This window comes from Arthrobacter sp. zg-Y1116 (assembly GCF_024385485.1).
Taxonomy (GTDB): domain Bacteria; phylum Actinomycetota; class Actinomycetes; order Actinomycetales; family Micrococcaceae; genus Arthrobacter_B.
Window position 1 is genome coordinate 872981 of record NZ_JANFLR010000001.1, and the last position, 23035, is coordinate 896015.

At 69.0% G+C, this 23035-nt stretch carries 22 protein-coding genes and 1 pseudogene; 11 read left to right on the forward strand and 12 right to left on the reverse strand.

Annotated features, from left to right (window positions below; translation table 11 throughout):
• The first annotated feature begins 44 nt into the window (after positions 1 to 44).
• The gene (locus NNX34_RS04085; RefSeq protein ID WP_255765242.1) at positions 45 to 485 is read left to right on the forward strand and encodes a universal stress protein; all 441 of its coding nucleotides are present in this window, start codon (positions 45 to 47) and stop codon (positions 483 to 485) included.
• 106 nt (positions 486 to 591) lie between these two features.
• Here the strand turns inward: NNX34_RS04085 and NNX34_RS04090 are convergent, their stop codons facing one another.
• Positions 592 to 2130 (reverse strand): MFS transporter, encoded by a 1539-nt coding sequence (locus NNX34_RS04090; RefSeq protein ID WP_370646944.1) that lies wholly within the window; start codon positions 2128 to 2130, stop codon positions 592 to 594.
• Between the two features lie 115 nt (positions 2131 to 2245).
• On the opposite strand from NNX34_RS04090, the gene NNX34_RS04095 reads away from it, so the two are divergent.
• The 3 genes from NNX34_RS04095 to NNX34_RS04105 all read left to right on the forward strand — a co-directional run bounded on the left by NNX34_RS04095 (position 2246) and on the right by NNX34_RS04105 (position 4077).
• Entirely contained in the window at positions 2246 to 2812 is a 567-nt protein-coding gene (locus NNX34_RS04095) for a TetR/AcrR family transcriptional regulator (RefSeq protein ID WP_255765243.1), read from the forward strand.
• Positions 2813 to 3013: 201 nt separating this feature from the next.
• Positions 3014 to 3481 (forward strand): ribonuclease E activity regulator RraA, encoded by a 468-nt coding sequence (gene rraA / locus NNX34_RS04100; protein ID WP_255765244.1) that lies wholly within the window; start codon positions 3014 to 3016, stop codon positions 3479 to 3481.
• A gap of 8 nt (positions 3482 to 3489) precedes the next feature.
• A complete protein-coding gene (locus tag NNX34_RS04105) occupies positions 3490 to 4077 on the forward strand; it encodes a dienelactone hydrolase family protein (RefSeq protein ID WP_255765245.1) in 588 nt (195 codons plus the stop codon).
• On the opposite strand, the gene NNX34_RS04110 is transcribed toward NNX34_RS04105, so the two are convergent.
• The 9 genes and pseudogenes from NNX34_RS04110 to uraD form a co-directional block, all read right to left on the reverse strand.
• Positions 4074 to 4919: a CoA ester lyase gene (locus tag NNX34_RS04110; RefSeq protein WP_227919561.1), complete on the reverse strand. Its 846-nt coding sequence runs from the start codon at positions 4917 to 4919 to the stop codon at positions 4074 to 4076. The genes NNX34_RS04105 and NNX34_RS04110 overlap by 4 nt on opposite strands.
• 80 nt (positions 4920 to 4999) lie before the next feature.
• Entirely contained in the window at positions 5000 to 6367 is a 1368-nt protein-coding gene (allB, locus tag NNX34_RS04115) for an allantoinase AllB (protein WP_255765724.1), read from the reverse strand.
• A gap of 33 nt (positions 6368 to 6400) precedes the next feature.
• Positions 6401 to 7189: pseudogene (locus NNX34_RS04120) on the reverse strand (hydroxypyruvate isomerase family protein); the annotation flags it as partial.
• The gene (locus NNX34_RS04125) at positions 7189 to 8013 is read right to left on the reverse strand and encodes a bifunctional allantoicase/(S)-ureidoglycine aminohydrolase (RefSeq protein WP_255765246.1); all 825 of its coding nucleotides are present in this window, start codon (positions 8011 to 8013) and stop codon (positions 7189 to 7191) included. The pseudogene NNX34_RS04120 and the gene NNX34_RS04125, both read right to left, overlap by 1 nt.
• Complete coding sequence (locus NNX34_RS04130) at positions 8013 to 9341, reverse strand: aldolase (RefSeq protein WP_255765247.1); 1329 nt, start codon at positions 9339 to 9341, stop codon at positions 8013 to 8015. The genes NNX34_RS04125 and NNX34_RS04130 overlap by 1 nt, the downstream gene beginning before the upstream one ends.
• The gene (locus tag NNX34_RS04135; RefSeq protein WP_255765248.1) at positions 9325 to 10839 is read right to left on the reverse strand and encodes a nucleobase:cation symporter-2 family protein; all 1515 of its coding nucleotides are present in this window, start codon (positions 10837 to 10839) and stop codon (positions 9325 to 9327) included. The genes NNX34_RS04130 and NNX34_RS04135 overlap by 17 nt, the downstream gene beginning before the upstream one ends.
• Positions 10839 to 11786 (reverse strand): factor-independent urate hydroxylase, encoded by a 948-nt coding sequence (gene pucL, locus NNX34_RS04140; RefSeq protein ID WP_255765249.1) that lies wholly within the window; start codon positions 11784 to 11786, stop codon positions 10839 to 10841. Before pucL ends, NNX34_RS04135 begins: the two co-directional genes overlap by 1 nt.
• 3 nt (positions 11787 to 11789) lie before the next feature.
• Complete coding sequence (gene uraH / locus NNX34_RS04145; protein WP_255765250.1) at positions 11790 to 12131, reverse strand: hydroxyisourate hydrolase; 342 nt, start codon at positions 12129 to 12131, stop codon at positions 11790 to 11792.
• On the reverse strand, positions 12128 to 12655 hold the full coding sequence (gene uraD, locus NNX34_RS04150) for a 2-oxo-4-hydroxy-4-carboxy-5-ureidoimidazoline decarboxylase (RefSeq protein WP_255765251.1): 528 nt from the start codon (positions 12653 to 12655) through the stop codon (positions 12128 to 12130). The genes uraH and uraD overlap by 4 nt, the downstream gene beginning before the upstream one ends.
• 238 nt (positions 12656 to 12893) lie before the next feature.
• Here uraD and NNX34_RS04155 point away from each other — a divergent pair, with 238 nt between their 5' ends.
• From NNX34_RS04155 to NNX34_RS04170, 4 genes are all read left to right on the forward strand, one after another.
• On the forward strand, positions 12894 to 13424 hold the full coding sequence (locus tag NNX34_RS04155; protein ID WP_255765252.1) for a DUF3995 domain-containing protein: 531 nt from the start codon (positions 12894 to 12896) through the stop codon (positions 13422 to 13424).
• A gap of 288 nt (positions 13425 to 13712) precedes the next feature.
• Positions 13713 to 14858: an XdhC family protein gene (locus NNX34_RS04160; RefSeq protein ID WP_255765725.1), complete on the forward strand. Its 1146-nt coding sequence runs from the start codon at positions 13713 to 13715 to the stop codon at positions 14856 to 14858.
• A 9-nt stretch (positions 14859 to 14867) separates the two neighbouring features.
• On the forward strand, positions 14868 to 15734 hold the full coding sequence (locus tag NNX34_RS04165; RefSeq protein WP_255765253.1) for a xanthine dehydrogenase family protein subunit M: 867 nt from the start codon (positions 14868 to 14870) through the stop codon (positions 15732 to 15734).
• On the forward strand, positions 15731 to 18700 hold the full coding sequence (locus NNX34_RS04170) for a molybdopterin cofactor-binding domain-containing protein (RefSeq protein WP_255765254.1): 2970 nt from the start codon (positions 15731 to 15733) through the stop codon (positions 18698 to 18700). The genes NNX34_RS04165 and NNX34_RS04170 overlap by 4 nt, the downstream gene beginning before the upstream one ends.
• Positions 18701 to 19024: 324 nt before the next feature.
• Here NNX34_RS04170 and NNX34_RS04175 read toward each other — a convergent pair whose 3' ends face one another.
• Both NNX34_RS04175 and NNX34_RS04180 read right to left on the reverse strand, forming a co-directional pair.
• Entirely contained in the window at positions 19025 to 19918 is an 894-nt protein-coding gene (locus NNX34_RS04175; protein WP_255765255.1) for a dihydrodipicolinate synthase family protein, read from the reverse strand.
• An 11-nt stretch (positions 19919 to 19929) separates the two neighbouring features.
• Complete coding sequence (locus NNX34_RS04180; protein WP_255765256.1) at positions 19930 to 20844, reverse strand: EamA family transporter; 915 nt, start codon at positions 20842 to 20844, stop codon at positions 19930 to 19932.
• Positions 20845 to 20890: 46 nt separating this feature from the next.
• Here NNX34_RS04180 and NNX34_RS04185 point away from each other — a divergent pair, with 46 nt between their 5' ends.
• The 3 genes from NNX34_RS04185 (at position 20891) to NNX34_RS04195 (ending at position 23019) form a co-directional block, all read left to right on the forward strand.
• Positions 20891 to 21367, forward strand: a complete 477-nt coding sequence (locus NNX34_RS04185; protein WP_255765257.1) for a MarR family winged helix-turn-helix transcriptional regulator — start codon at positions 20891 to 20893, stop codon at positions 21365 to 21367.
• A gap of 288 nt (positions 21368 to 21655) precedes the next feature.
• Complete coding sequence (locus tag NNX34_RS04190) at positions 21656 to 21994, forward strand: PadR family transcriptional regulator (protein WP_227919600.1); 339 nt, start codon at positions 21656 to 21658, stop codon at positions 21992 to 21994.
• Entirely contained in the window at positions 21991 to 23019 is a 1029-nt protein-coding gene (locus tag NNX34_RS04195; RefSeq protein WP_255765258.1) for a hypothetical protein, read from the forward strand. The genes NNX34_RS04190 and NNX34_RS04195 overlap by 4 nt, the downstream gene beginning before the upstream one ends.
• Positions 23020 to 23035 lie beyond the last annotated feature (16 nt).

The following is a 23035-nucleotide window of genomic DNA, read 5'->3' on the forward strand; positions in this document are numbered from 1 at the left end:
GGGGCGCAAACTGCTGCATATCCAACTGCCTTGGAAGGAACATCATGACTGAAGGAACCCGGAAGCGGATTGTCGTTGGCGTGGACGGCTCAGAGGAGTCATTGGAAGCGCTGCGCCTGGCCCGCCGACTGGCGGACCTGCTGGAATGCCGCATTGAGGCCATCTCGGTGTGGGAGTTTCCGGCAATGCTCGCCACGCCGTTTCCCACCACCGAATGGTCCCCGCGGGTGGAAGCCGAGCGGGGCCTGGCCGAGGCGGTGGAAGCAGCCTTCGAAGGGAAGGGCATTCCGGAGGGTCTCACCCAGTCAGCGGTGGCCGGACAAACCGCCCGGGTGCTGATGGAAGCCAGCCGCGGGGCGGAGATGCTGGTGGTGGGCAACCGAGGACGCGGCGGTTTTGCCGGGCTGCTGCTTGGCTCGGTCAGCACCGCTGTGGCCGCGCACGCCTACTGCCCGGTGCTGATTGCGCGTCCCCACCGGGACTAAACCAGCCTGCATCGTCTATACGGAAGGCGCGGGACGCCCGGACGGCCCCGGCCCCGGACCAGGGCCGGGCCGGACAGGGGCCGGGGCCGGAGCTGCCGGACCAGAACTACCGGTGAGCCGGAACCCGGCGCAGCAGCACGGCCGCACCCGCGGCGGCCACCACCATGGTGACCAGGCCGATCAGCGAGGTGATGTTGACGCCGGAGTCGAAGGCCGTCTGCGCGGAATGCAGCAGCGCCGAGGCAGCATCTGCGGGCAGGTCCCGGGCAGCCTCGACGGCGCCGCCCAGGGTTTCCCCGGCGGCAGCCGTCTGCTCCGGGGTCAAACCGGCCGGGACCTGGACGCCGTTGCGGTAGGCCGCGGTGAGGATGCTGCCCAGCACGGCAGTGCCCAGGACGGACCCGATCTCGTAGGCCGTCTCGGAAATGGCCGAGGCGGATCCGGCACGGGACGGCGGAACGCTGGCCAGGATCAGGTCATTGGAAATGGTTTCCGCAGCCCCCACCCCAACGCCGAGCAGCAGGAACGCGATGATCAGCTGGAGCACGGTCACCGACTCCCCCGCAGCAAAGACCAGGGCATAGCCGGCTCCGTTGAAGAGCAGCCCGCCGGCCACCACAACCGCAGGGCGGACCCGTTTCACCAGGGGCACCACGGCCAGGCCGGTGATGATGGTGAGCACCAGTCCGGGCAGCATGGTCAGGCCGGCTTCGATGGGCGTCTGTCCAACCACCAGCTGCAGGTGCTGGGAGAGGAAGAAGATGAAGCCCACCATGGCGAACAGGCTGAGCAGGTTCGCGGCGATGGAGCCGCTGAAGACCGGGTTCCGGAACAGCCGGACGTCGAGCATCGGCTTTTCCCGCGACAGCTGGCGGCGGACAAAGAAGAAGCCCAACACCAGGCCGGCGGCGATGAACGGCAGGCCGGCCGCGGCGCCGTCGTGCGCGAACTCCTTGATGCCGTAGGTGACCGAGAGCATGGCGCCCATGACCAGGACAACGCCGAGAATGTCGACGGCGCCGGGGCTGGGGTCCTTGGATTCGGGCAGCAGTATCGGGGCGAAGATCAGCAGCGGCAGCAGCACCGGGATGGACAGCAGGAACACCGAACCCCACCAGAAGTGCTCGAGCAGCACGCCGCCCACGATCGGGCCGAGGGCCGCGCCGCCGGAGAAGCCGGCAGCCCAGATGGCCACCGCGATCCGGCGCTGGGACGGGTCGGTGAAGATGTTGCGGATCAGCGACAGGGTGGCGGGCATCAGCATGGCACCGAACACGCCCATCAGGGCACGGGCCACGATCAGCAGCGCCGCGGAGGGCGCAAACGCGGCCACCAGGGAGAAGACACCGAAGCCCACACTGCCGATCATCAGCAGGCGGAGCCGGCCGATCCGGTCACCGAGGCTGCCCATGGGCACCAGCAGGCCGGCAAGGACCAGGGCGTAGACGTCCACGATCCACAACAGTTCGACGCCGGTGGGTGCCAGCGCCTGCGAGAGCGACGGGATGGCGAAGCTCAGGACGTTGTTGTCGATGGAGATGAGCAGAACGGGCAGCATCAGGACTGCGAGTCCCCACCATTCACGCGTTCCTGCACGCGTAACTGCGGGTTTTTCCTGGACCGCCAGCACGGCTTCCTCCTTCAAGGTTGATCTTTCACGGATTCTGGGCAGGGAAAACCCCACCGAAGTACTGTACCGTCTAGACTGTATGGTAGCCAAATTGCGGCTGTTTCGTCCGCTGATGGCGTAGCGTAAAAGCATGCCCAACACTCGTCCCGCCCGGGACCGCATCCTCGATGCCTATGAGGAGCTCCTCATCAATGAAGGCCCCCGCGGCGCCACCCTGGACGCCGTCGTCGCCCGCGCCGAGGTTTCCAAAGGCGGCCTGCTGTATCACTTCAAGAACAAGGAAGCGATGGCCGGGGCCCTGATCGAAAAGCTCCGCAGCCTCGCCGCGGCAGACCTGCAGACCATGCGCGAGGATCCGGAAGGGCCGGCGCGGTACCTGGTCCGCAGCTCCGTGTACGTCGGCAGCGAGCTGGACCGGGCACTGATCGGCGTCGTCCGTCTGGCGCAGGCATCCGATCCCGTGGCCTCGGAGCTGCTGCAGGACATCCACCACAGCTGGTTCGACCTGGTCCATGACGAGGTGGGCGATCCGGGCATTGCCCGTGCCATCACCCTGCTGGCCGACGGTCTGTATTACAACGAGGGCCTTCCCGGAGGCTGGCCGCAGGCCACCCGTGACAGCCGCACGCATTCCGTCTCCGACCTGCTGGAAATCGTGGATGTCCTGAAATCCCACGCCCAGCAGGCGCAGACGTAACCTTCCGGGGACACCCGGCAGTGTCCGGCGCGGAATTCCCCGTGGTTTGGGAAAAACCCTGCGGTTTGTGACAATCCCTGCGCCGCGCAACGCAGGGATCCGGACAAACTGCAGGGATCCGGACAAACCGAGGGCCGGCGTAGGGCCAACCCTCGGCGTGGCACGATGATTCACTGCTGTGCCGTCTGCCACAGTGGTTCCATGAACACAAGCACAGCTGACCTGTACGACGAACGCGGCGACGAGCTGGCCTCGGTGTCCCTGCAGTTCCAGGACCTGGGCGGGCATGTGGGCTTCACCGGCCCCATCCGCACCGTCCGCTGCCTGGAGGACAACGGCATCATCAAGTCCCTGCTGAACTCCCCGGGCGAGGGCGCGGTATTGGTGGTCGACGGCGCCGGGTCGCTGAACACCGCACTGATGGGAGATCTGATTGCCGGGGCCGCCGTGGAGAACGGCTGGGCCGGCGTCGTCATCAACGGCGCCATCCGCGACCGTGCCGCCGTCGCCAAGCTGCCCCTGGGCGTGAAGGCACTGGGCTCGAATCCGCGCAAGAGCGCCAAAAACTCTGTCGGCGAGGTGGATGTGCCCGTAGAGTTCGGCGGCGTCACCTTCCGTCCCGGCGCAGTGCTCTACGCCGACGAGGACGGGATCCTCGTCGAACCCTAGGAGTCCCGATGGCCAACGTCCTGCTTTTCCACCACGCGCTCGGCCTGACCTCCGGCATGGATGCCTTCGCTGAGGTCCTGCGCGAGGCCGGCCACACGGTGACGGTGCCCGATCTCTATGACGGACGTACGTTCACCGATCTGGAGGACGGAGTGGCCTATGCCCAGGAGATCGGCATGGACACCATCGAAGAACTGGGCGTCAGCATTGCAGACCGGTTCCCGGAGGACATGGTCTATATCGGCTTCTCCCTCGGAGTGATCCCGGCCCAGCGGCTCGCGCAGACCCGCCCCGGCGCACGTGGCGCGGTGCTGGTCAGCGCCTGTGTGCCGCTTGGTCCCTTCGGTGATACCTGGCCGGCCGGTGTGCCGGTGCAGATCCACGGCATGGACGCCGATGAGGAATTCGTGGACAGCGGGGACCTGGACGCCGCGGAGAACCTGGCCGCGTCCACGCCGGACGCCGACCTTTTCCTCTATATGGGTGCCTCGCACCTGTTCGCTGACATCAGCCTGCCGGACTACGACATGGACGCGGCGTTCACGCTCACCCGGCTGGTGCTGCAGCTGCTGGAGCGGGCGGACAACCCCGCTTAGGCGTTCCAGAGTCCGTAGGAGTCCGCCAGCGAGGAGATCTTCTGGGCGCGGGCCAGGCGCGGCAGGTAGGAGCCGTCGCCCACCACTGCTCCGGCTGCGTGCGCTTCCAGCAGCTCGTGGGCCCAGGTGATTTCCGAGCCGCTCGGCGAGAGGCCCTGGTTGATGAAGTCCGTCGCCTCGGGCATCAGGCACAGCTTGCCGGTCATGCCCATGCTCTGGGTGACCTTGCAGGCGTCCAGCAGCTTCTCGCCCAGTGCGCCGACGGTGGGACCGTCGATGGGGCCGGGCAGCTGGCCGACGCGGGAAGCAACAACGAGCTTGGAACGGGCGTAGGCCAGGGCCATCGGATCATCCGATGCACCGGTGTCGCGGCGGAAATCGCCGACGCCGAACGCGAGGCGGAACGTGCCCGGCGCGCTGGCAATGGCAGTGGCGTTCTCGATGCCCAGGGCCGATTCCACCAGGGCGAGCACCGGGGTGCCGGCCTGCAGCCGCATGGCCGTGTGGGTGACCTGCTCGGGCTTTTCGGTCATCGCGAGCATCACGCCGCGCAGGCCCGGGGCCTTGGAGAGGGCGGCGAGGTCATCGGCCCAGTACTCGGTTTCGATGCCGTTGACGCGCACCCACGCGGTCATGCCGGTGGACAGGGCCTCGACAACCCGTTCACGGGCTTCGGCCTTGCCGCCGGCCGGAACGGCGTCTTCCATGTCGAAGACCACCGAATCAGCTTCGGACGCCAGCGCCGGTGCAAAGTTCGCTTCGTCTGCGGCGGACGCCAGCAGCCAGGAACGGGACAGTTTTGCGGGAAGGGCAGCGGCTCGGCTGTTTCGGAAAGGGGCCATACAGAAGACATTACTTTCAGGGTCGGCGGTTGCGTAAATGCGACGGGCGTCATGTGGGCACCGTCACGCAATCGGTCCGGCTACGCCGCGCCCCGGCGCAGCAGCCGGCCGGCCGGAGCGGCGGGGTCGACGTCGACGCCGGCCAGCAGCGTCCGCCGCACGACGCCGCTGAGCTGCTTCCCCGCGTAGGGCGTGACCGGATTCTTATGCTGCAGGGCGGCAGGATCCACGGTGAAGGTATCTCCGGCCGCGAAGACCGCGAAGTCGGCGTCCTTGCCCGGAACAATGCCGCCCTTCCGGTCCAGGCCGGCCAACGCTGCGGGCGCCGTGGACATCCAGTGCAGCACCCGTTCCAGCGGGATTCCCCGGCTGCGGGCCTCGGTCCAGATCAGCGGCAGGCCCAGCTGCAGCGAGGACACCCCTCCCCAGGCCACGCCGAAGTCCCCGCGCACCAGGTCCTTCAGGTCCTGGGTGCTGGGCGAGTGGTCCGAGACGATGCAGTCGATGGTTCCGTCCGCCAGCCCGGCCCAGAGCTGTTCCCGGTTCGCGTCCCCGCGGATGGGCGGGCAGCATTTGAACGCCGTGGCGCCGTCGGGGATCTCCTCGGCGGTCAGGGTCAGGTAGTGCGGGCAGGTCTCGGCGGTGAGGCGGACGCCGTCGTCCTTCGCCGCGCGGATCAGGGGCAGCGCCTCGGCGGAGGACAGGTGCAGGATGTGCGCCCGCGCCCCGGTGCGCCGTGCCGCCTCGATGACCTGTCCGACGGCGGTGTTTTCCGCTTCCGGCGGCCGCGAGGCGAGGAAGCCGGCGTACCGCGAGCCGGCCGGGGTGTCCTGGATCTTGTCCGGGTCTTCGGCGTGGACAATCAGCAGGGCGTCGAAGGTTTTCAGTTCGGCGAGGACGGTTTCCATTTCCGCCGGTTCCAGGTGCGGGAATTCGTCGACGCCGGAGTGGACCAGGAAGCACTTGAAGCCGAACACGCCGGCGTCATGCAGGGGACGCAGGTCCGTTTCGTTCCCGGGGACGGCTCCGCCCCAGAATCCAACGTCGACGGCGGCCTGCGGCTCGGCGCAGGCCCGCTTGGTCTCCAGCGCCTCCACGTTCACGGTGGGTGGGATGCTGTTCAGCGGCATGTCGATCAGCGTAGTGACCCCGCCGGCCGCTGCCGCCCGGGTGGCCGACGCGAATCCCTCCCACTCGGTGCGGCCCGGCTCGTTCACGTGCACATGGGTATCGACCAGTCCGGGCAGCAGGGTTTCGTCCTCGGCCAGTTCCAGCTGCCGCTCCCCTGCCAGCCCGGTGCCCAGCGGGACGACGGCGGCAATCGAGCCGTTGTGCACGGCCACTTCCGCCGGGACAATTCCTTCCGGGGTGAGGACCGCCTTGCCGCGGATCACCAGGTCATAGCGGCCTGCCTCCGGTGTCGCGGCGGATTCCTTCGACGGCGCCACGGGGGCCGACGCTGACTTCGCCTCCGGATCCAGCCAGTCAAAAGCCCCGGAAGCCGGTGCCGCGTATTCCAGCGCTATATCCCCCCGGTAGCCGCCGCTGCGGCTCGCCCGGACCCACTCCGCCAGGGGCAGACTTCCGGTTCCGGGCGCGCCGCGGCCGGGAGCATCGGCAATCTGGACGTGCCCGAACCGGCCGGCATCGGCCGCCACCAGCGCCGCGACGTCGTCGCCGTTCACCGCCAGATGGTAGAAATCGGCGAGCAGCGCCGTGTTGGCCGCCCCGGCGCGGTGCATCCGGTCCAGCACCGCGAAGACGTCCGCAGCCGTTTTCAGGGGATAGTCCGGCGCGCCGCTGAGCGGTTCCAGCAGCACGGTTCCGCCGAAGGGCGCGACGGCGCGGGCCGCCTCGAGCAGGTTCCGCGCGGCTTCGGCATCCTGCTCCTCAGGGCTGAAGCGGGGATTGCGGTTGCCGTAGAGGGCGTTGAACAGCCGGCAGCCCAGCCGTTCCCCGATTCCCGCCACCACCTGCACGTTGGCCCGGAAATCAGCTCCCCGGTGCGGCAGGGAGAGCAGGCCGCGTTCGCCCGCAGGCATTGCCCCGGCGTCGAAGTTCAAAGCGCCCAGGCGCACCCCGGCGTCGCGGATGGCTGCCTCAAACTCGGCCACCTGTGCCTGCGGCGGGACCGGTTCGGTAAACGGCCACCAGAATTCCACGGTGTCGAAGCCCGCGGCGCGCGCGGCGGCCGGACGTTCCAGCAGGGGAAGTTCGGTGAACAGGATGGAGCAGTTCACCGAGTAACCGGAGCGGGCGCCCTCGTGCATCACCGGCCCCCCAGCAGGACCTGGCGGTTCACGTCCTTATAAAGGAGGTAGCGGAAGTTCGAGGGGCCGCCGGCGTAACAGGCCTGCGGGCAGAACGCGCGCAGGGACAGGTAGTCGCCTTCCTCCACCTCCACCCAGTCCTGGTTGAGCCGGTACACCGCCTTGCCCTCGAGTACGTACAGCCCGTGCTCCATCACGTGGGTTTCGGCGAAGGGAATCACGGCGCCGGGTTCAAAGGTCACCACGTTCACGTGCATGTCATAGGCGACGTCGTCCACCGGGATCATCCGGGTGGTGCGCCATTTGTTGTCCGTGCCGGGCATCGGCGTCGGCGCGATGTCCGCCTCGTTGCCGAATACCGGCGCCGGAGTATGCCCGACCAGCGGTTGGTAGGCCTTGCGGATCCAAGCGAACTTCACCGTTTCCTGCCCCTCGTTGAACGCTCCCCACAGCGTTTCCGGCGGCAGATAAGCGAACCCGCCCGGAGTCAGCACATGGTCCCGGCCCAGACGGCGGACGGTCAGGGTGCCCTCAAGGACGAAAATGAAGGACTGCACTTCAAGTTCCGGCTCGGGGGCGCGGGAGCCGCCGCCCGGAGCCACCTCCATCAGGTACTGGGCGAAGGTGGTGGCCCCTCCGGCGACCGGCCGGTTGAGGATCCAGGCGCGGGTATCGGTCCATTCGGGCAGCACGCTGACCACGATGTCCCGCAGCACGCCGCGGGGAATCACGGTGTAGGCCTCGGTGACCACGGCCCGTCCGGTGAGCAGATCGGTCTGTGCGGGCAGGCCGCCCTCGGGGGCGTAGTAGCGGGGCGTGTTCACTATCGGACCTTTTCTTCGGTGGTGGCGGAGGCGATGGGGGTGGGGGTGGGGGTGGGCCGGGCGGCTGGATGGGCGAGGGCGGCAAGTTCGACGCCGGTGAGCCCGGTGTCCCGTGCAATCTCGGCTTCGGTGAGTGCTCCGCACAGCAGCCCGCGGTGGACAAACCGGGCCAGCGCACGGGCCGTGGCCGGCTCGTCGAGGACGCTGCCGCCGCGTTTCTGCACGTAATTGCGCAGGCGCACCGCGGCGGCGTCGAACCCCTCCCGGTAAAAGGCATAGGTGGCCAGGAAGCGGGTGGGCAGCTGCGCCGGATGCAGGTCCCAGCCCTGGTAGAAGCCGCGTTCCAGCGATCGGCGCACCAGCCGGGCGTGCAGCTGCCAGGCCGAGAGGATCTCGGCGGGTGTACCCAGCGGGAGGATGTTGGTGGAGCCGTCGGAGAGCCGGACGCCGGTGCCGGCGGCGGCCACCTGCATCACGGCTTTCGCGTAGTCCGCGGCCGGATGCTCCATGGACTGGTAGGCCGCGGCGATCTGCACCGAATCGGAATAGTCGTAGGTGCCGTAGTGCAGGGCGCTGGCCCGGCCCTTGGCCCGGTGGATCAGCTGCGCGGCGGGCACGGTGCCGTTGGCGGCCAGGATCAGCTGCGGGGTTTCCACCTGGACCTCGAACCGGAGCCGTCCTGCGGGCAGCCCGTGGGCGTCCTCCAGCAGTTCGCAGATGTAGACCATGGCCTCGACCTGTTCCACGGTGGAGACCTTGGGCAGGGTCAGCACCAGTCCGTCCGGCAGCGGCCCGGCTGCCAGCAGGCCGGCCAGGAACAGGTCCAGGGTGCGGACGCCGCGGGCGCGGGTGGCAGCTTCGAAGGACTTGAACCGGATGCCGACAAACGGCGGGGCGGTCCCGGCAGCCACCGCCTCGGCGACGGCGGCGGCCGCCTGCCGGGCATGGCCGTCCTCCTCGTCGTCGGGCCGGATACCGTAGCCGTCCTCGAAGTCCAGGCGTAGGTCCTCGATCGGTTCGGTGCGCAGCTTCGCCTCGACCAGCGGGACGACGGCGGCGGCCGTCCCGGCGCCGATCCCCAGTTGGTCCGCCAGCCCGGCGAGGCTGCCGTGCTCCGCCACCGCGGCCAGCCCCTCCTCGCCCCAGGTTCCGGGGAGTGCGGGCACGCAGCGGTCTGCCGGGATGTAGACGGTGTGCACGGGCTGGCGGCTGCCGTCGTCGCCGGGGTAGGCCGTTGCGAGCAGCCGGTCGGTGTCCGCGAGGACGGCGTCCAGCCGGGCCAGGTGCTCGGCGCCGAGGACGGGGTCGTACTCAAGGGTTGGTGTCACGGTGGAGATCCTCATGGGGTTCGGTTCCGGTGGTGGTCAGCGGGATTTCCTGGCCGTCGGCGTCCAGCAGCTTGCCGTCCTGCACATGGTCGCCCTCCTTCAGCGCCGCCAGGTTCTCGACCCGCACAATCCGGTCGGCGCCTTCGGCGAAGACGGAGGGGTCCTTCGGGTTTCCCGAGCGGATGTGGTTGAACAGGATGTTCATCAGGATGGCCATGACGGCGGCGGAGCTGATGCCGGAGTGGAAAATGGTGCCGAACCAGGTGGGGAACCGGTCGTAGAAGGTAGGGGCGGCAATCGGGATCATGCCGAAGCCGATGGACGTGGCAACGATGATGAAGTTCATGTTGTCCCGGTAGTCCACCTTGGCCAGGGTGCGGATACCGCTGGCCGCCACCGTGCCGAACAGGACAATTCCGGCGCCGCCGAGCACCGGCGTCGGCACGGCTGCCACTACCCGCCCGAGGATCGGCAACAGGCCAAGGATGACCAGGATCAATCCGCCGGCGCTGACCACAAAGCGGCTCTTGACTCCGGTGATGGCCACCAGGCCCACGTTCTGGGCGAAGGCGCTCTGCGTGAAGGAGTTGAACACCGGGGACAGGGCGCTGGAAAGCATGTCGGCCCGCAGGCCGTTGCCGATCCGCTTGGCGTCCACCTTGGTGTCCACGATCTCCCCCACGGCGATGATGTCCGCGGTGGTTTCGGTGAGGGTCACCAGGATGACGATCACCATGGAAATGATGGCCGCCGCCTCGAAGGTAGGCAGCCCGAAAGCGAAGGGCTGCGGGAACGCGAACACGGGGCCGGTGCCCACCCCGGAAAAATCGGCCTTGCCGGTGATGAGGGCGAAGACCGTGCCCAGGACAATGGCGATGAGGATGGACAGCCGGGAAATGGTGGAGCTGCCCAGTTTGCTCAGCAGCAGCACCAGCAGCAGGGTCAGCCCGGCCAGGCCGATGTTGGAGACGCTGCCGTAGTCCGGCGCGGCGCTGCTGCCGCCCATGGCCCAGTTCGCCGCCACGGGCATCAGGGTCAGTCCGATGGTGGTGATCACGACACCGGTGACCACCGGCGGGAAGAAGCGGATCACCTTGGCGAACACCGGGGTGATCAGCAGCCCGATCAGGGACGCGACGATCACGGCGCCGAAGACGGACTGCAGCCCGCCGCCGCCGTCGAGAATGGCGGTCATGGTGGCCACTCCGGCGAAGGACACGCCCTGGACCAGGGGCAGCTGGGAGCCGAAGAAGGGAATGCCGACGGTTTGCAGCAGGGTTGCCAGGCCGCCGACAAACAGGCAGGCGGCCACCAGCATGCCGACGTCGGTGGAATCCAGGCCGGCGGCGGTGCCGACAATCAGCGGCGGGGCGATGATCCCGCCGTACATGGTCAGCACGTGCTGGAAGCCATACGCGAACGTGCTGCCCAGCGGCAGCCGGGCGTCCTCGGGGCGGGCGGCGGCCCGCGCCGGCGCGGCGCGGTGCGCGCGGCTCATCAGCAGAACCCGCCTACGGTGTTCCAGACCGGCGCTTCCGGGTCCGTGCCCTCGCGCAGCACGGACGCCTCGATCAGCCCGTAGGGCCGGTCCGCGGCGAAGAAGACTTCGTTGGGGTTGTCCAGGCCGAAAGGTGCCAGGTCCACCAGGAAGTGGTGGTTGTTCGGCAGGGAGAGGCGCACTTCCACGATTTCCGGGTGGGCAGCAATCACGGCTTTGCCCATTTCATACATGGACTGCTGCAGGGCCAGGGAGTGCGTGGCGGCGAAGGCGTCCAGGAGCAGGGTCCGTGCGGAGGCGTAGAGGGCGTTGAAATCCAGGGCGGCCAGGTCCGTCTCCGGGGCGTAGCGCCATTTGGCGGTGACGTCCGTGGCGAGGATCCGGTCCGTGGTTTCGGCGAGGGTGGTGTAGCGGTCCCGCGGGAAACCGTGGAACTCCGAGCCGGTGGATTTGAGCACCGTCAGGCCGCTGATCCCCGAGACCAGGTGCTGCCTGCCGGCTTCGGACAGCAGGACGGCGGTGCGGATTTCGGATTTGTCCTTGGCGAAGGCGTGGTCATGGTCGCTGATCCGGTTCCAGAAGTACTGCTCCGCGGCCCAGCGTCCACCGGTGACCCAGCCGAACCCGCCCGTGAAGTGCTGTTCCAGGCGCAGCAGGAACGCCTCGGGCGAGCCGACGCCGTCGCGGGCGAAGGCGTAGATGGTGTTTTTCTGCGTGTCGGTGGCCACCACGGAGGAGTTGTCCCCCTGCGTGTGGGCGGCCTCGAAGTCGCCGTGCAGCTGGGAGGTGACGCTGAGGTCCTCGAGGGAGTGCCGGGCGGTGTCGCGGGTGACCTTCACCAGCCGGACTTCGGCCTTGCCGTATTGGTTGCGGCCGAGCACGATCTTCGATTCGGTGCTGGCGGTGGAGGTGTTGACCCCCGCGGGGGCCTGCGTTGCTTCGGTCATGGCTCAGCTTCCTCGGTAGGTGGAGTAGGCAAACGGGCTCAGCAGCAGCGGCACGTGGTAGTGCTGGGCCGGGTCGGTGAGGCTAAAGGTCAGGGAGACGCTGGGGAAAAACGTGTCCGTTCCGGCGGCGTCAAAGTAGTCGCCGGTGGCGAAGTCGATCCGGTACGTGCCCGGCTCCAATTCCGCCGGGCCGAGGCTGCCGATCCGGCCGTCCCCGTCCGTGGTTCCCTCCCCCACCCGCGTCTCGCCGCCGTCGTGCAGGGACCAGAGGGAGGCGGCGACGCCGGCGGCGGGCCTGCCGGCGGCGGTGTCCAGGATGTGGGTGGTGACGTGGCTGCGGGTCATGCGTTCAACAGTCCTTCGAGTCGGAGGATGGCAATGTCGCGCAGCTGGGCTGCAATGACCGGGAGTTCTTCGGCGTCGGTGTTCTGCAGCCGTTCTTCGAGGACGGCCAGGATTTCCTCCGCGCTGCGGCCGGCTGCGCGGATGAGGAAGACGCGGCCGAACCGGTCTTCGTACGCGCGGTTGCCGGCCCGCAGCCGGTCCTGGATCCCCTCGAGCCCGCTCACGGACGCCTGCTCGCCGCGGGAGAATCGGGCTTCAGCGCCGGTGCCGTCGGCGCGGTCACCGATGCGCGGGTGGTGGGCCAGGGCGGCGTCGATCTCTGCCTGGGTGAAATCCGGGGCGGCCAGTTCGGCGAAACTCAGCAGCTCCCCGGGCGTGGCGAACGGCCGGGCGGCGGCCACCTCGTTGCACCAGCGGGGAATGTCCACGCAGGGCCGCAGCATCGCTTCGGCATCCGGCCGGGACGCGGCGTTGAAGGCGGCAAGGAAGTCCGCTGCTTCTGGAGGCGTGTCTTCTGGGGGCACGGGTGTCAGCTTTCAGTCAGAACTCATCCGCCGCCGGCGCTGGACACCCTTGACCATCGGCGACGCCGACTTGATTCGATGTTCCGGAACGGAATTTATATTTGGGACAGTCTGTGCGCCCCCGCAGTATCTGTCAAGGAACTGCCCGTTATTAAACCTGCAGTATTACTGCAGGTTAATTTGTGCGCTGTTCCGCGGGTGCTTCCTGTCCGGCCGGCCGGCTTCCACAATGACTTCCATGGACTCCTCCGGTGAACGGAAGGCAGGCCGCCGGCAGGCCCCGACCGGGCTCGGCCGTGCCTGTCTTTGGACGGCGTGCGCCGCTGGCCTGCTGCACGCCGGCTTCAGCTTCTACTGGGCCCTGGGTGGCCGCTGGCTGCTGGATACCGTGGGCCAGTGGGCCGTACAGGAATCCACTGAGGCGCCGTTGCGGACCGGGGTGCTGCTGGGAGCCGTGGCCGCTTTCAAGGCCGCGGCCGCACTGATTCCCGCGGCGGCGGCGTACGGCAGGGTGCCGAAGCCGGGCCTCTGGCGGACGCTGAGCTGGATCGGCGCCGTGGTGCTGGTGCTGTACGGGGGTGCGAACACGGTGGTGAGCAATGCCGTGCTGGCCGGGCTGATCCGCCCGGACACCGGGTATGACCGCATGGCGACGATCGGGCATGCTTGGCTCTGGGACCCGCTGTTCCTGCTGTGGGGTGGAGCCCTGCTCGGCTATCTCGTACTGTCCCGTACCGGACTGGATAACCCGCGGGAACGCGCCCGCTGAGGACAGCACGCCATTTCCGGCGGGGTATCCCGCCGGAAAGAACCGCGTGGTACGCTTCCCTGCAATTACCGGAGCCCTGGAGGTTTTGGATCGGATTTGCGGTGCCGGAAAGAACATTCTTTTGCGGCCGGCAGGTACAAAGTAATGCGCTTTTGAAATGTTTCATTGTTTTGCGGAATTAAGGCCCCTGCCCGTTCTATCCCGCAGGGGGAACTCACCGCTTTGGTTGCTGGGCTAGCCGGTGGCGGTTGCCGCCGGGTTGCCGGAGGGTAGGCCGCAGTGCTGGACATGTTGGAAGAGTTGGCGGCCGCCACGGCCGGGGGGATTCCCTGCGCCGCGGCGACCATCGTCCGCGCCTCCGGCTCTGTTCCCCGGCCGGTCGGCACCACCATGCTGGTCAGTGGCACCGGGGTGATTTCCGGTTCCCTTTCGGGCGGCTGCGTGGAGGCAGCCGTCGTCGCCGCTGCCGAGGAGGTCCTCGCCGACGGCCGCCCGCGGCTCGAGTCCTTCGGTTACAGCGACTCCGACGCGTTCGCCGTCGGGCTGAGCTGCGGCGGCACCCTGGAAGTCTTCATCTCCCCGGTGTTCTCCGGCACGGTCCCCGCCGTTCCGCCGCCCGGCGAGCCCTGCGCACTGCTCCGGAGGATCGACGACGGCGCGGCTTCCGTTCCGCTGTTGATCGGGGACCCGGCAGGGGCCACGCCTGCAGGTCTGCTTTCCGCCCACGGCCCCGCGCTGGCCGCGATGCTGGGCCTCGACCCGGCGCGTGCCGCAGCCCGCCTCGCTCCGCTGCTGGCGGCCGGCCGCACCGGCGTCGTCGAACTGGGAGAGCCCGGCGGTCCGGAGTGCGACGGCGGCAGCGCCGTCCTGTTCCTGGAGTCCCGGCTGGCACCGCCGCGGCTGGTGCTGATCGGGTCCAACGACTTTTCCGCCGCCCTTGCCCGGCAGGGACGGATGCTCGGCTACCACGTGACCATCTGCGACGCGCGGCCTGCGTTCACCATGCCGGAGCGGTTTCCCGATGCCCACGAGGTGCACGTGCAGTGGCCGGACGCGTACCTGCGCGGGGAGGCGTCGGCCGGGCGGCTGGATGCCCGCAGCGTGGTCTGTGTACTCAGCCACGACGCCAGGTTCGACGTCCCGGTCCTGGCCGAGGCCCTGCGTCTGGAGCTGGCCTTTGTCGGGGCAATGGGGTCCCGCCGGACCCACGACGCGCGGCTGGCTGCACTGCACGCAGCCGGGCTGGCCGGACCCGAATTGGCGAAGCTGCACTCCCCCATCGGGCTCGACATCGGTGCCGCCACCCCCGAGGAGACCGCAGTATCCGTTTTCGCGGAGATCGTGGCTGCCCGGTCCGGAGCCGCCGCCAGCGGACAACCGCTGCGCGATGTTTCCGGCCCCATCCATCCGACCAACAGGCTCCGCGCCAGCTGAGGAAATCCCATGGACCTACCCACCGTTTCCGAGCTGATCCGCACCGCGGACCCGCAGCGCTGGCGTCCCGGAGACGCCTGGCTCGCGGGCGGCACTGTGCTGTTCTCCTACGGCAGTGAAACCCTGCAGCGGCTGCTGGATGTCACGGCCGCTGACTGGGAGCCGCTGGTGCTGAACGACGACGGACTCGAGGTCGCCGCCACCTGCACCATCGCCGAACTGTATGGATTCCCGGACGCCGCCGCACCCGGACTGCGGCAGGCCTGGCCGGCACTGGACCTGGTGCAGCCGTGCTGCGACTCCTTCGTGGCCTCCTTCAAAGTCTGGAACGTGTCCACTGTGGGCGGGAACATCTGCACCGGCCTGCCCGCCGGGCCCATGACCTCGCTGACCGCGGCGCTGGACGGCGTCGGACTGATCCACTCCCCCGGCGGCACTTCCCGCCGGGTGCCGGTGGCCGAACTCGTGACCGGCGACGGGCGTACCGCGCTGGCGCCGGGGGAACTGCTGCGCAGCATTTCGCTCCCGGCCGCCGCGCTGCGGGCACGCACTGCATTCCGGCGGCTCTCGCTGACCAATCTGGGCCGGTCCGGGGTGCTCCTGATCGGCCGCGTCGACGAGGACGACTGCTTTGTCCTGACCGTCACTGCGGCCACAAAGCGTCCGGTCCAGCTGCGTTTTTCCGCGGTGCCGGACGCCGCCGACCTGCGCGCCGGCTTGGAGGATGCGATTGATGCCGGGCTCTGGCACGACGACGTGCACGGGCTGCCCGAATGGCGGCAGGACATGACCTACCGGCTGGCGGAGGAAATCCGCGCCGAACTTGCCGGACCTGCACCCGCACCCGCACCCGCACCCGAGGACGGCTCCCTGTGACCTACCGGATCAACAACGCCGAGGTGGAAGCCCAGCCCTTCCCCGGGCAGTGCCTGCGCACCTTCCTCCGCGAACAGGGCAACCTGGGCGTCAAAAAGGGCTGCGACGCCGGCGACTGCGGCGCGTGCACCGTGCATGTGGACGGAAAACCCGTGCACAGCTGCATCTACCCCGCGGTCCGGGCCGAGGGCCGGGAGATCACCACCATCGAGGGGCTGGCCGACACGGCGCGGCTGGCTGGCGGCGAGGGCTTGGCCGACGGCGCGGGGCTGGCCGACGGCGCTGCCCTGCATCCGATGCAGCAGCAGTTCCTGGACGCGCAGGGCTTCCAGTGCGGGTTCTGCACCGCCGGCATGGTGATGACCGCAGCGACCTTCGACGATCAGCAGAAGGAGAACCTGCCCCGGAACCTCAAGGGAAACCTCTGCCGCTGCACCGGTTACCGGAGCATCGAAGATGCTGTCTGCGGGCACCGGCACACTGAAACGAGCACCGCCGGCGCCGAGCCGTCCTCCGGCGGAGCGACCCCCGCGCAGACCGGCGATGCACGGACTGTCGGCGTCAACGTGGCCGCTCCGGCGGGACCGGACATCGTCACCGGCCGCGCCCGCTACACCCTGGATGTCCCGGCCAAGGACCTGCCCGGGCTGCTGCACCTGAAGATCCTGCGCTCCCCTCACGCACATGCCCGGATCCTGTCCATTGATGCGAGCGCCGCCCTGGCCGTGCCCGGCGTTGAAGCGGTGCTCACCCACGAGGACGCCCCGGACCAGCTCTTCTCCACCGCCCAGCACGAACTGCACACCGACGACCCCGACGACACCCGGGTCCTGGACAATGTGGTCAGGTTCCGCGGCCAGCGGGTGGCCGCCGTCGTCGCCGACACCGTGGGCGCTGCGGCCGAAGGCGTGCGTGCGCTGAAGGTCGAGTATGAGCTGCTGCCCGCGGTGCTGGATCCGGAGGCGGCCCTGGCGCCCGGCGCTCCGGAGGTCCACCCCGGTACCGCCGGGAACGTCGTGGCGGAACTGCACTCCGAGGTCGGCGACGTTGCCGCCGGCCTCGCAGCGGCCGACGTCGTGCACGAAAACACCTACTACAGCCAGCGCCTGCAGCACGTCGCACTGGAGACGCACGGCTCGATCGCGTACTTCGATGACCTGGGCCGCCTGGTGGTGCGGACCTCCACACAGGTGCCGTTCCTCGTCCGGCGGACGCTGTGCCGGATCTTCGGGCTGAAGCTTGCCTCGGTGCGCGTGCTCGCCGGCCGGGTGGGCGGCGGGTTCGGCGGCAAGCAGGAAGTGCTCACCGAGGACCTTGCCGCGCTGGCCGCGCTGAAGCTGAAGCGCCCGGTGCAGCTGGAACTGACCCGCGAGGAGCAGTTCACCGCCACCACCACCCGGCACCCCTTCGCCGTGAAGGTCCGCGCCGGAGCCTCCGCGGACGGCACCCTGACCGCGCTGGCCCTTGATGTCACCGCCAACACCGGCGCCTACGGCAACCACGCCCCCGGCGTGATGTTCCACGGCTGCGGGGAATCCGTGGCCGTCTACCGGTGCGCCAACAAGAAAGTGGACGCCCGCTCCGTCTACACCAACACGCTGCCCTCCGGGGCGTTCCGCGGCTACGGGCTGAGCCAGATGATCTACGCGATCGAATCCGCCATGGATGAGCTGGCCCGGGACCTGGGCATGGATCCGCTGGACTTCCGCCGCCGCAACGTGGTGGCGCACGGCGACCGCATGGTCTCCACCTCCCCCGAACCTGCCGAAGACGTGCATTACGGCAGCTACGGCCTGGACCAATGCCTGGAGCTGGTGTCCGGTGCGCTGGCTGCGGGGCGGGAGCAGCCGGAGACCTCCGGGGCGGAGCTTGTTTCAGCCGGGCCGTCCGGGGCGGCCGACCCGTCCGACGCGGCCGACGACGGCGGGTGGCTGATCGGTGAGGGCAGCGCCGTCGCCATGATCGACACCGTGCCGCCGCGCGGGCACATCAGCCACGCGAAGATTTCCCTGCGTGAGGACGGCCGGTACGGGCTCGACGTCGGCACTGCTGAGTTCGGCAACGGCACCACCACCGTGCACGCGCAGCTGGCCTCGACGGCGCTGCACACCACCGCGGACCGGGTGCTGATCCGGCAGGCGGACACCGATCTGGTGGACCACGACACCGGTGCGTACGGCTCCACCGGCACGGTGGTGGCGGGCAAGGCGTCGCTGGCCGCTGCGGAGGAACTGGCCACCCTGCTCAAGGGCTTCGCCGCGTCCCTGTTTAGCTCCACCTCGGCGCAGGTGCATCTGCTGGCGGACGCCGTGGAGTGCGGCGGCGAACGGATCCCGCTGGCCGACGTCGCCGTCCGGGCCCGCGAGGAGGGCATCGACCTGTCCGCGGAGGGCCGGTGGGGCGGCACCCCGCGGTCGGTCGCCTTCAACGTGCAGGGCTTCCGGGTGGCGGTGCACGCCGGGACCGGGGAGATCCGGATCCTGCAGAGCGTGCACGCTGCGGACGCCGGCGTCGTCGTGAATCCGATGCAGTGCCGCGGCCAGATCGAGGGCGGCATTGCCCAGGCTCTCGGGGCGGCATTGTTCGAGGAGGTGCGCATTGACGCCGAGGGCACGGTGGAGACCCGGATCCTGCGCGAATACCACGTCCCCACATTCGCCGACGTGCCGCGCACAGAGATCTTCTTCGCGGAGACGGACGATTCGCTGGGACCGATGGGCGCCAAGTCCATGAGCGAAAGCCCGTTCAACCCCGTGGCGCCGGCGCTGGCCAATGCGCTTCGGGATGCCACCGGAATCCGGTTCGCCCGGACACCGTTCGCCCGGGACCGGGTGTATTTGGGGCTGCGGGCTGTCCGGGTTCCGGCCGAGGTTGCCGCGGAACCGGAGGCTGCGGCTGAGCGGGAGACTGCGCCGGCTCCTGCCGCGCCTGCGGAACCGGAGGCTGCGCCGGCTCCTGCCGTGTAGGTCGACTGGTTTCCCTACGGTTTGTGCATTTTCCCTCCGGTTTGGGAAATCCCTCCGCTGCGCCGTGGCAGGGATTTCCCAAACCGGCAGGGTTTTCCCAAACCGGAGGGGTTCTGCGTCCTGCGGCGGCTCCGGCTGAGCGGGAGGCTCCGACGGTGTAGCCCGACGTCTGTAGCCCGGAGATCAGGAGCGAATCCCTGCGATCTGTCCGATTCCCTGCGGTTTGTCCGGATCCCTGCGCCGCGCGAGGCAGGATTTGTCACAAACCGAGGGGTTTTCCCGAAGCGGAGGAGTTTTGCGTCCTGCGGCGGGATGCGCCGTGGGCTAACCGGCCGCTGAGCCCCGAAGCGTCCGCAGCACCCCGCCGATCCTCCGCTGAACGTCCGCGGACAGGGGCCGCAGCGGGGCGGGCAGGTTCTCCACCGGCAGCAGGCCAAGCTCCGCCGCCAATGCCGAGGTCACGCGCAGGCTGCCGAAATCCCGGAACAGGTCCCAGACCGGTGCCAGCTGTGCCGACAAACGCAGGGCAGTCTCGGCATCCCCGGCCTGAGCGGCGCGGGTGATGGCGAGCGCCAGGTCCGGGAGGGTGCCGCCCAGCACGCTGAACCACACGTCCGCGCCGGCGAGCAGGGCCGGGGCGGCAAACTCGTCGCCGCTGACCCCCAGTGCCATCCGGTCCGGCAGCGCGGCCCGCACCTCACGGATCCGCTGGTCCGCTTCGTCCACCGGCCGGGGCGGAATCTTCACGGCCTCCACCTGCGGAAGGGCGCCGAGCCGGGCATAAAGCTCGTTCGTAAACGTGAACCGGGTGGTGGTCGGATTGTCATAGATGCAGATGGGCACTGAGCTGGCGGCGGAGACGGACTCGAACAGGCCCGCCACCTCGTCCTCCGTCAGCGGCTGGTAGGACACCGGCGCGAGCAGCAGGCCGGCGGCACCGGCGTTCTGGGCATCCTCGGCTCCGCGCAGGACATCGGAGGTCCGCAGCGCCCCGATCCCCACGATCACCGGCACCTCCCCGGCCGCCTGCACCGCGGCCGCTGCCACCCGGCGTCGTTCCTCCCGGGACAGATAGGCGTAACTGCCGGTGGACCCCAACGCACCGATGGAATCCACCCCGGCCTCCACCGCACGGTGGACCAGCGCGGCAAAGAGGTCCTCATCCACCGTGTCGTGGATAACGGGTGTCAGGGGAAAGGCGGACAGACCTGTGAACACGGGAGCTCGTTTCAGCGTGGGGAAACCGACCGGCCCAGCACATCATGCGGGCGCACCGCCGCGGCCGTGGCACGCCGATGTCCGGCCGGCCCCGCCAGCACCAGGGTGGCAAGAACCATCGCCGCGCCCAGGCACTGGCCGGGACTGAGCGATTGCCCGGCGAGCAGCCAGCCGGCGGCCGCCGCGACCACCGGGCTAAGCAGCCCCAGCAGTGCCGTGCTTGAGGCGGGCAGCCGGTGCAGGCCGCGGAACCAGAGGCAGTAGGCCAGCGCCGTGCCGATCACGCCGAGGTAGGCGTACCCGGCCAGGTTGACGCCGGTCAGTGCGGGCGGTGGACCCTCCACCAGCAAGGCCACCGGCAGCAGGAACAACCCGCCGGCCACCAGCTGCCAGGATGTGGCCGCCAGCAGCGTGTCCGGGGTGCCCCACTTCTTCGTCAGGACCACCCCCGCCGCCATGGCCACCGCTCCTCCGAGCGCGGCGGCCACACCCAGCGCATCCAGCCGCGCCTGCGCCTGCAGCACCAGCAGCCCGACGCCGGCCAGCCCGGCCACGCCTGCCGCTAACTTCCGTCCGGTCAGGCGTTCACCGATCCACCGCGAGGCAAACAGCGCCACCAGCAGTGGCTGCACCGCACCAACAGTGGCAGCGACGCCGCCGGGCAGCCGGTACGCGGCCACAAACAGCAGCGCGAAGAACAGCCCGATGTTCAGCACCCCCAATACTGCCGAGCGCCACCACCAACTGCCGCGGGGCAGCCGCCGGACCAGCAGGAGCAGCAGCAGGCCCGCGGGCAGCGAGCGCAGCAGGGCGGCCAGCAGTGGCCGGTCCGGCGGCAGCAGCTCGGCGGCCACGATGTAGGTGGTGCCCCAGACGATCGGAGCCAGGGCCGTCGTCGTAGTCAGAAGTCCAGTTTTGCTAAGCACTTAGCCAATATAGCTAAGTGCTTAGTTAATTGCTAGGGTGCATTCCATGAGCGATCACGTGGACATGGTTCTCCGGCAGTGGGCAGCGGAACGGCCGGACCTGGATGTCTCCCCCATGGCCGTGGTCGGCCGGCTGTCCCGGGTGGCCCGCCGGTTCGATGAACAACTTGCTGCAACCTTCGCCAAGCACGGCCTGGATGCGGCCTCCTTCGACGTGCTGGCCACGCTGCGCCGTTCCGGCCCGCCCTACACACTCAGCCCCAAGGACCTCTCTGCAGGGTCCATGGTCACCTCCAGCGCCATAGCGCAGCGGTTGAACCGGCTGGAGGCGCAGGGATACGTCCTGCGCTCCCCCAGTTCCTCGGACCGGCGCGGCAAGCAGGTGACCCTGACCGACGCCGGCCGGGCCGCCGTCGACGCCGCCCTTCCGGACCATGTGGCCACCGAACACCGGCTGCTGGACGTCCTTGACGACGGCGAGCGGGAGTCGCTGGCAGCACTGCTGGCCAAGTTGGACAACTGACGGTTCCCTTCCGCTTGCGGGTCCGCTGCTGCAGGCCCTTCCACATTCACGGCTTCCCTACTGGCGTGGCCGTCGGACCCGGAAAATCCTGCGGTTTGTCCGGATCCCTGCGGTTTGTCCGGATCCCTGCGCCGCGCAGCGCAGGGATTGCCACAAAGCGCAGGATTGGCCACAAACCGAAGGGAATCGGCCCGGATCCCATAGCCCAGGCAGCACTGAAACAACCGTGACTTAACCGTTATATTCATTTCTTCCCTATATTCAGTTTTTCTGACTATCGTTCAGGGCATGAGCAAGCATGAGATGCGCGAACCGACCTTCCTGGTCCTCTCGGCCCTGGCTGACGGACCCAAGCACGGCTACGCCCTGATCGCCGAGACGAAGGATCTCTCCGGCGGCCGGGTGAAGCTGCAGCCCGGCACCCTCTACGGGGTGCTGGACCGGCTGCGGGAAGACGGGTTGGTGGAGATTTCCGGCGAGGACGTGGTGGACGGCCGAGCCCGCCGCTACTACCGGATTACCGACGGCGGCGCCGCCACCCTCGCCAAGGAAGCGGACCGTCTGGCAGCCAACGCCCGCCAGGCCATGTCGAAGCTGCGATTGCGTGCAGCGCAGGCCGGAGCATGAACGGCGGAGCCTCCAAACTGGAGGCCACCTACACACGGGCGCTGGGAGCCTACCCGCGCCGCTGGCGCCGGGAGCAGGGCGAGGAACTGATCGGCGTACTGCTCTACGTCGCCCGTTCCGAGCACCGCACCAAGGCCACCCCGGCCGAACTGCTCAACCTCGTAGGCAACGGCCTGGCTACCCGCGGCCTGGAACTGCTCGGCAGCGTGGGCCGGCGGCGACGCAACGGCATCGCCTTCACTGCCACCGTGCTGGCCACCTACCTTGCGCTCGCCCTGACACTGCTGGGCGAATGGGGGCCGTGGGTCCGGCCGGGCACGCTGCGCTGGCGCCCCACGGGCGAGGGGTTCGGAGAGGCGTTCCTGGCCGCGGGACCGTTCACGACGGCGGCCGCGGCGGTTTACCTGGCACTGCTCGCCGGATTCGTTGCTGCGCTGGCCAACCGGCACTCCCTGCGCCGGACACTGCATCTCAGCGCGGCAGTGGCAGCTCCGCTGATTCCCCTCTCCGGCGCCGTCGCGGGAATCCTCGCACCGCCGCTTACTCCCATGCTCGTGCTCAGCGGCCTGGCACTGCTGGCCCTCATCGGCAATCCCGCGGCCAGTGCTTCCCGCCGCGTCCTGCTGGGGGCCGTCACGGCCGGTGTCTCGTTGGCGGGTCTGTGGCTGGCCGTCAGCCGGTTGTCCGGCGGCGCTGCCCTGTTCTTCTACGACGCGGCGAGCGTGCTTGCCGTTGATGCCCGGTCCCTGACGCTGGCAGCGGCGGCGCTGATGCTGGCCGTCGGAATGGTTCTGGTCAGCGGAAGCCGGATGATCCCCTGGACTACTGGCCTGGCCGTGGCATCGACGCCGTTGCTGGTCCGACTCTGGTCCGGAGGTTCCCTCGAAACCTGGCTTGCCGCCTCGGGCTTACCCGGCCCAGTTACCGCCCACTGGGAATGGGCGTTCCTCGGATTGGCCTTGGCCACGGCAGCACTGGCCGCCGCGGACCGGCAGCTCCGCTTCCGCCGGCTCCGAACCGCCTGACCTGCACCCCTCAGCT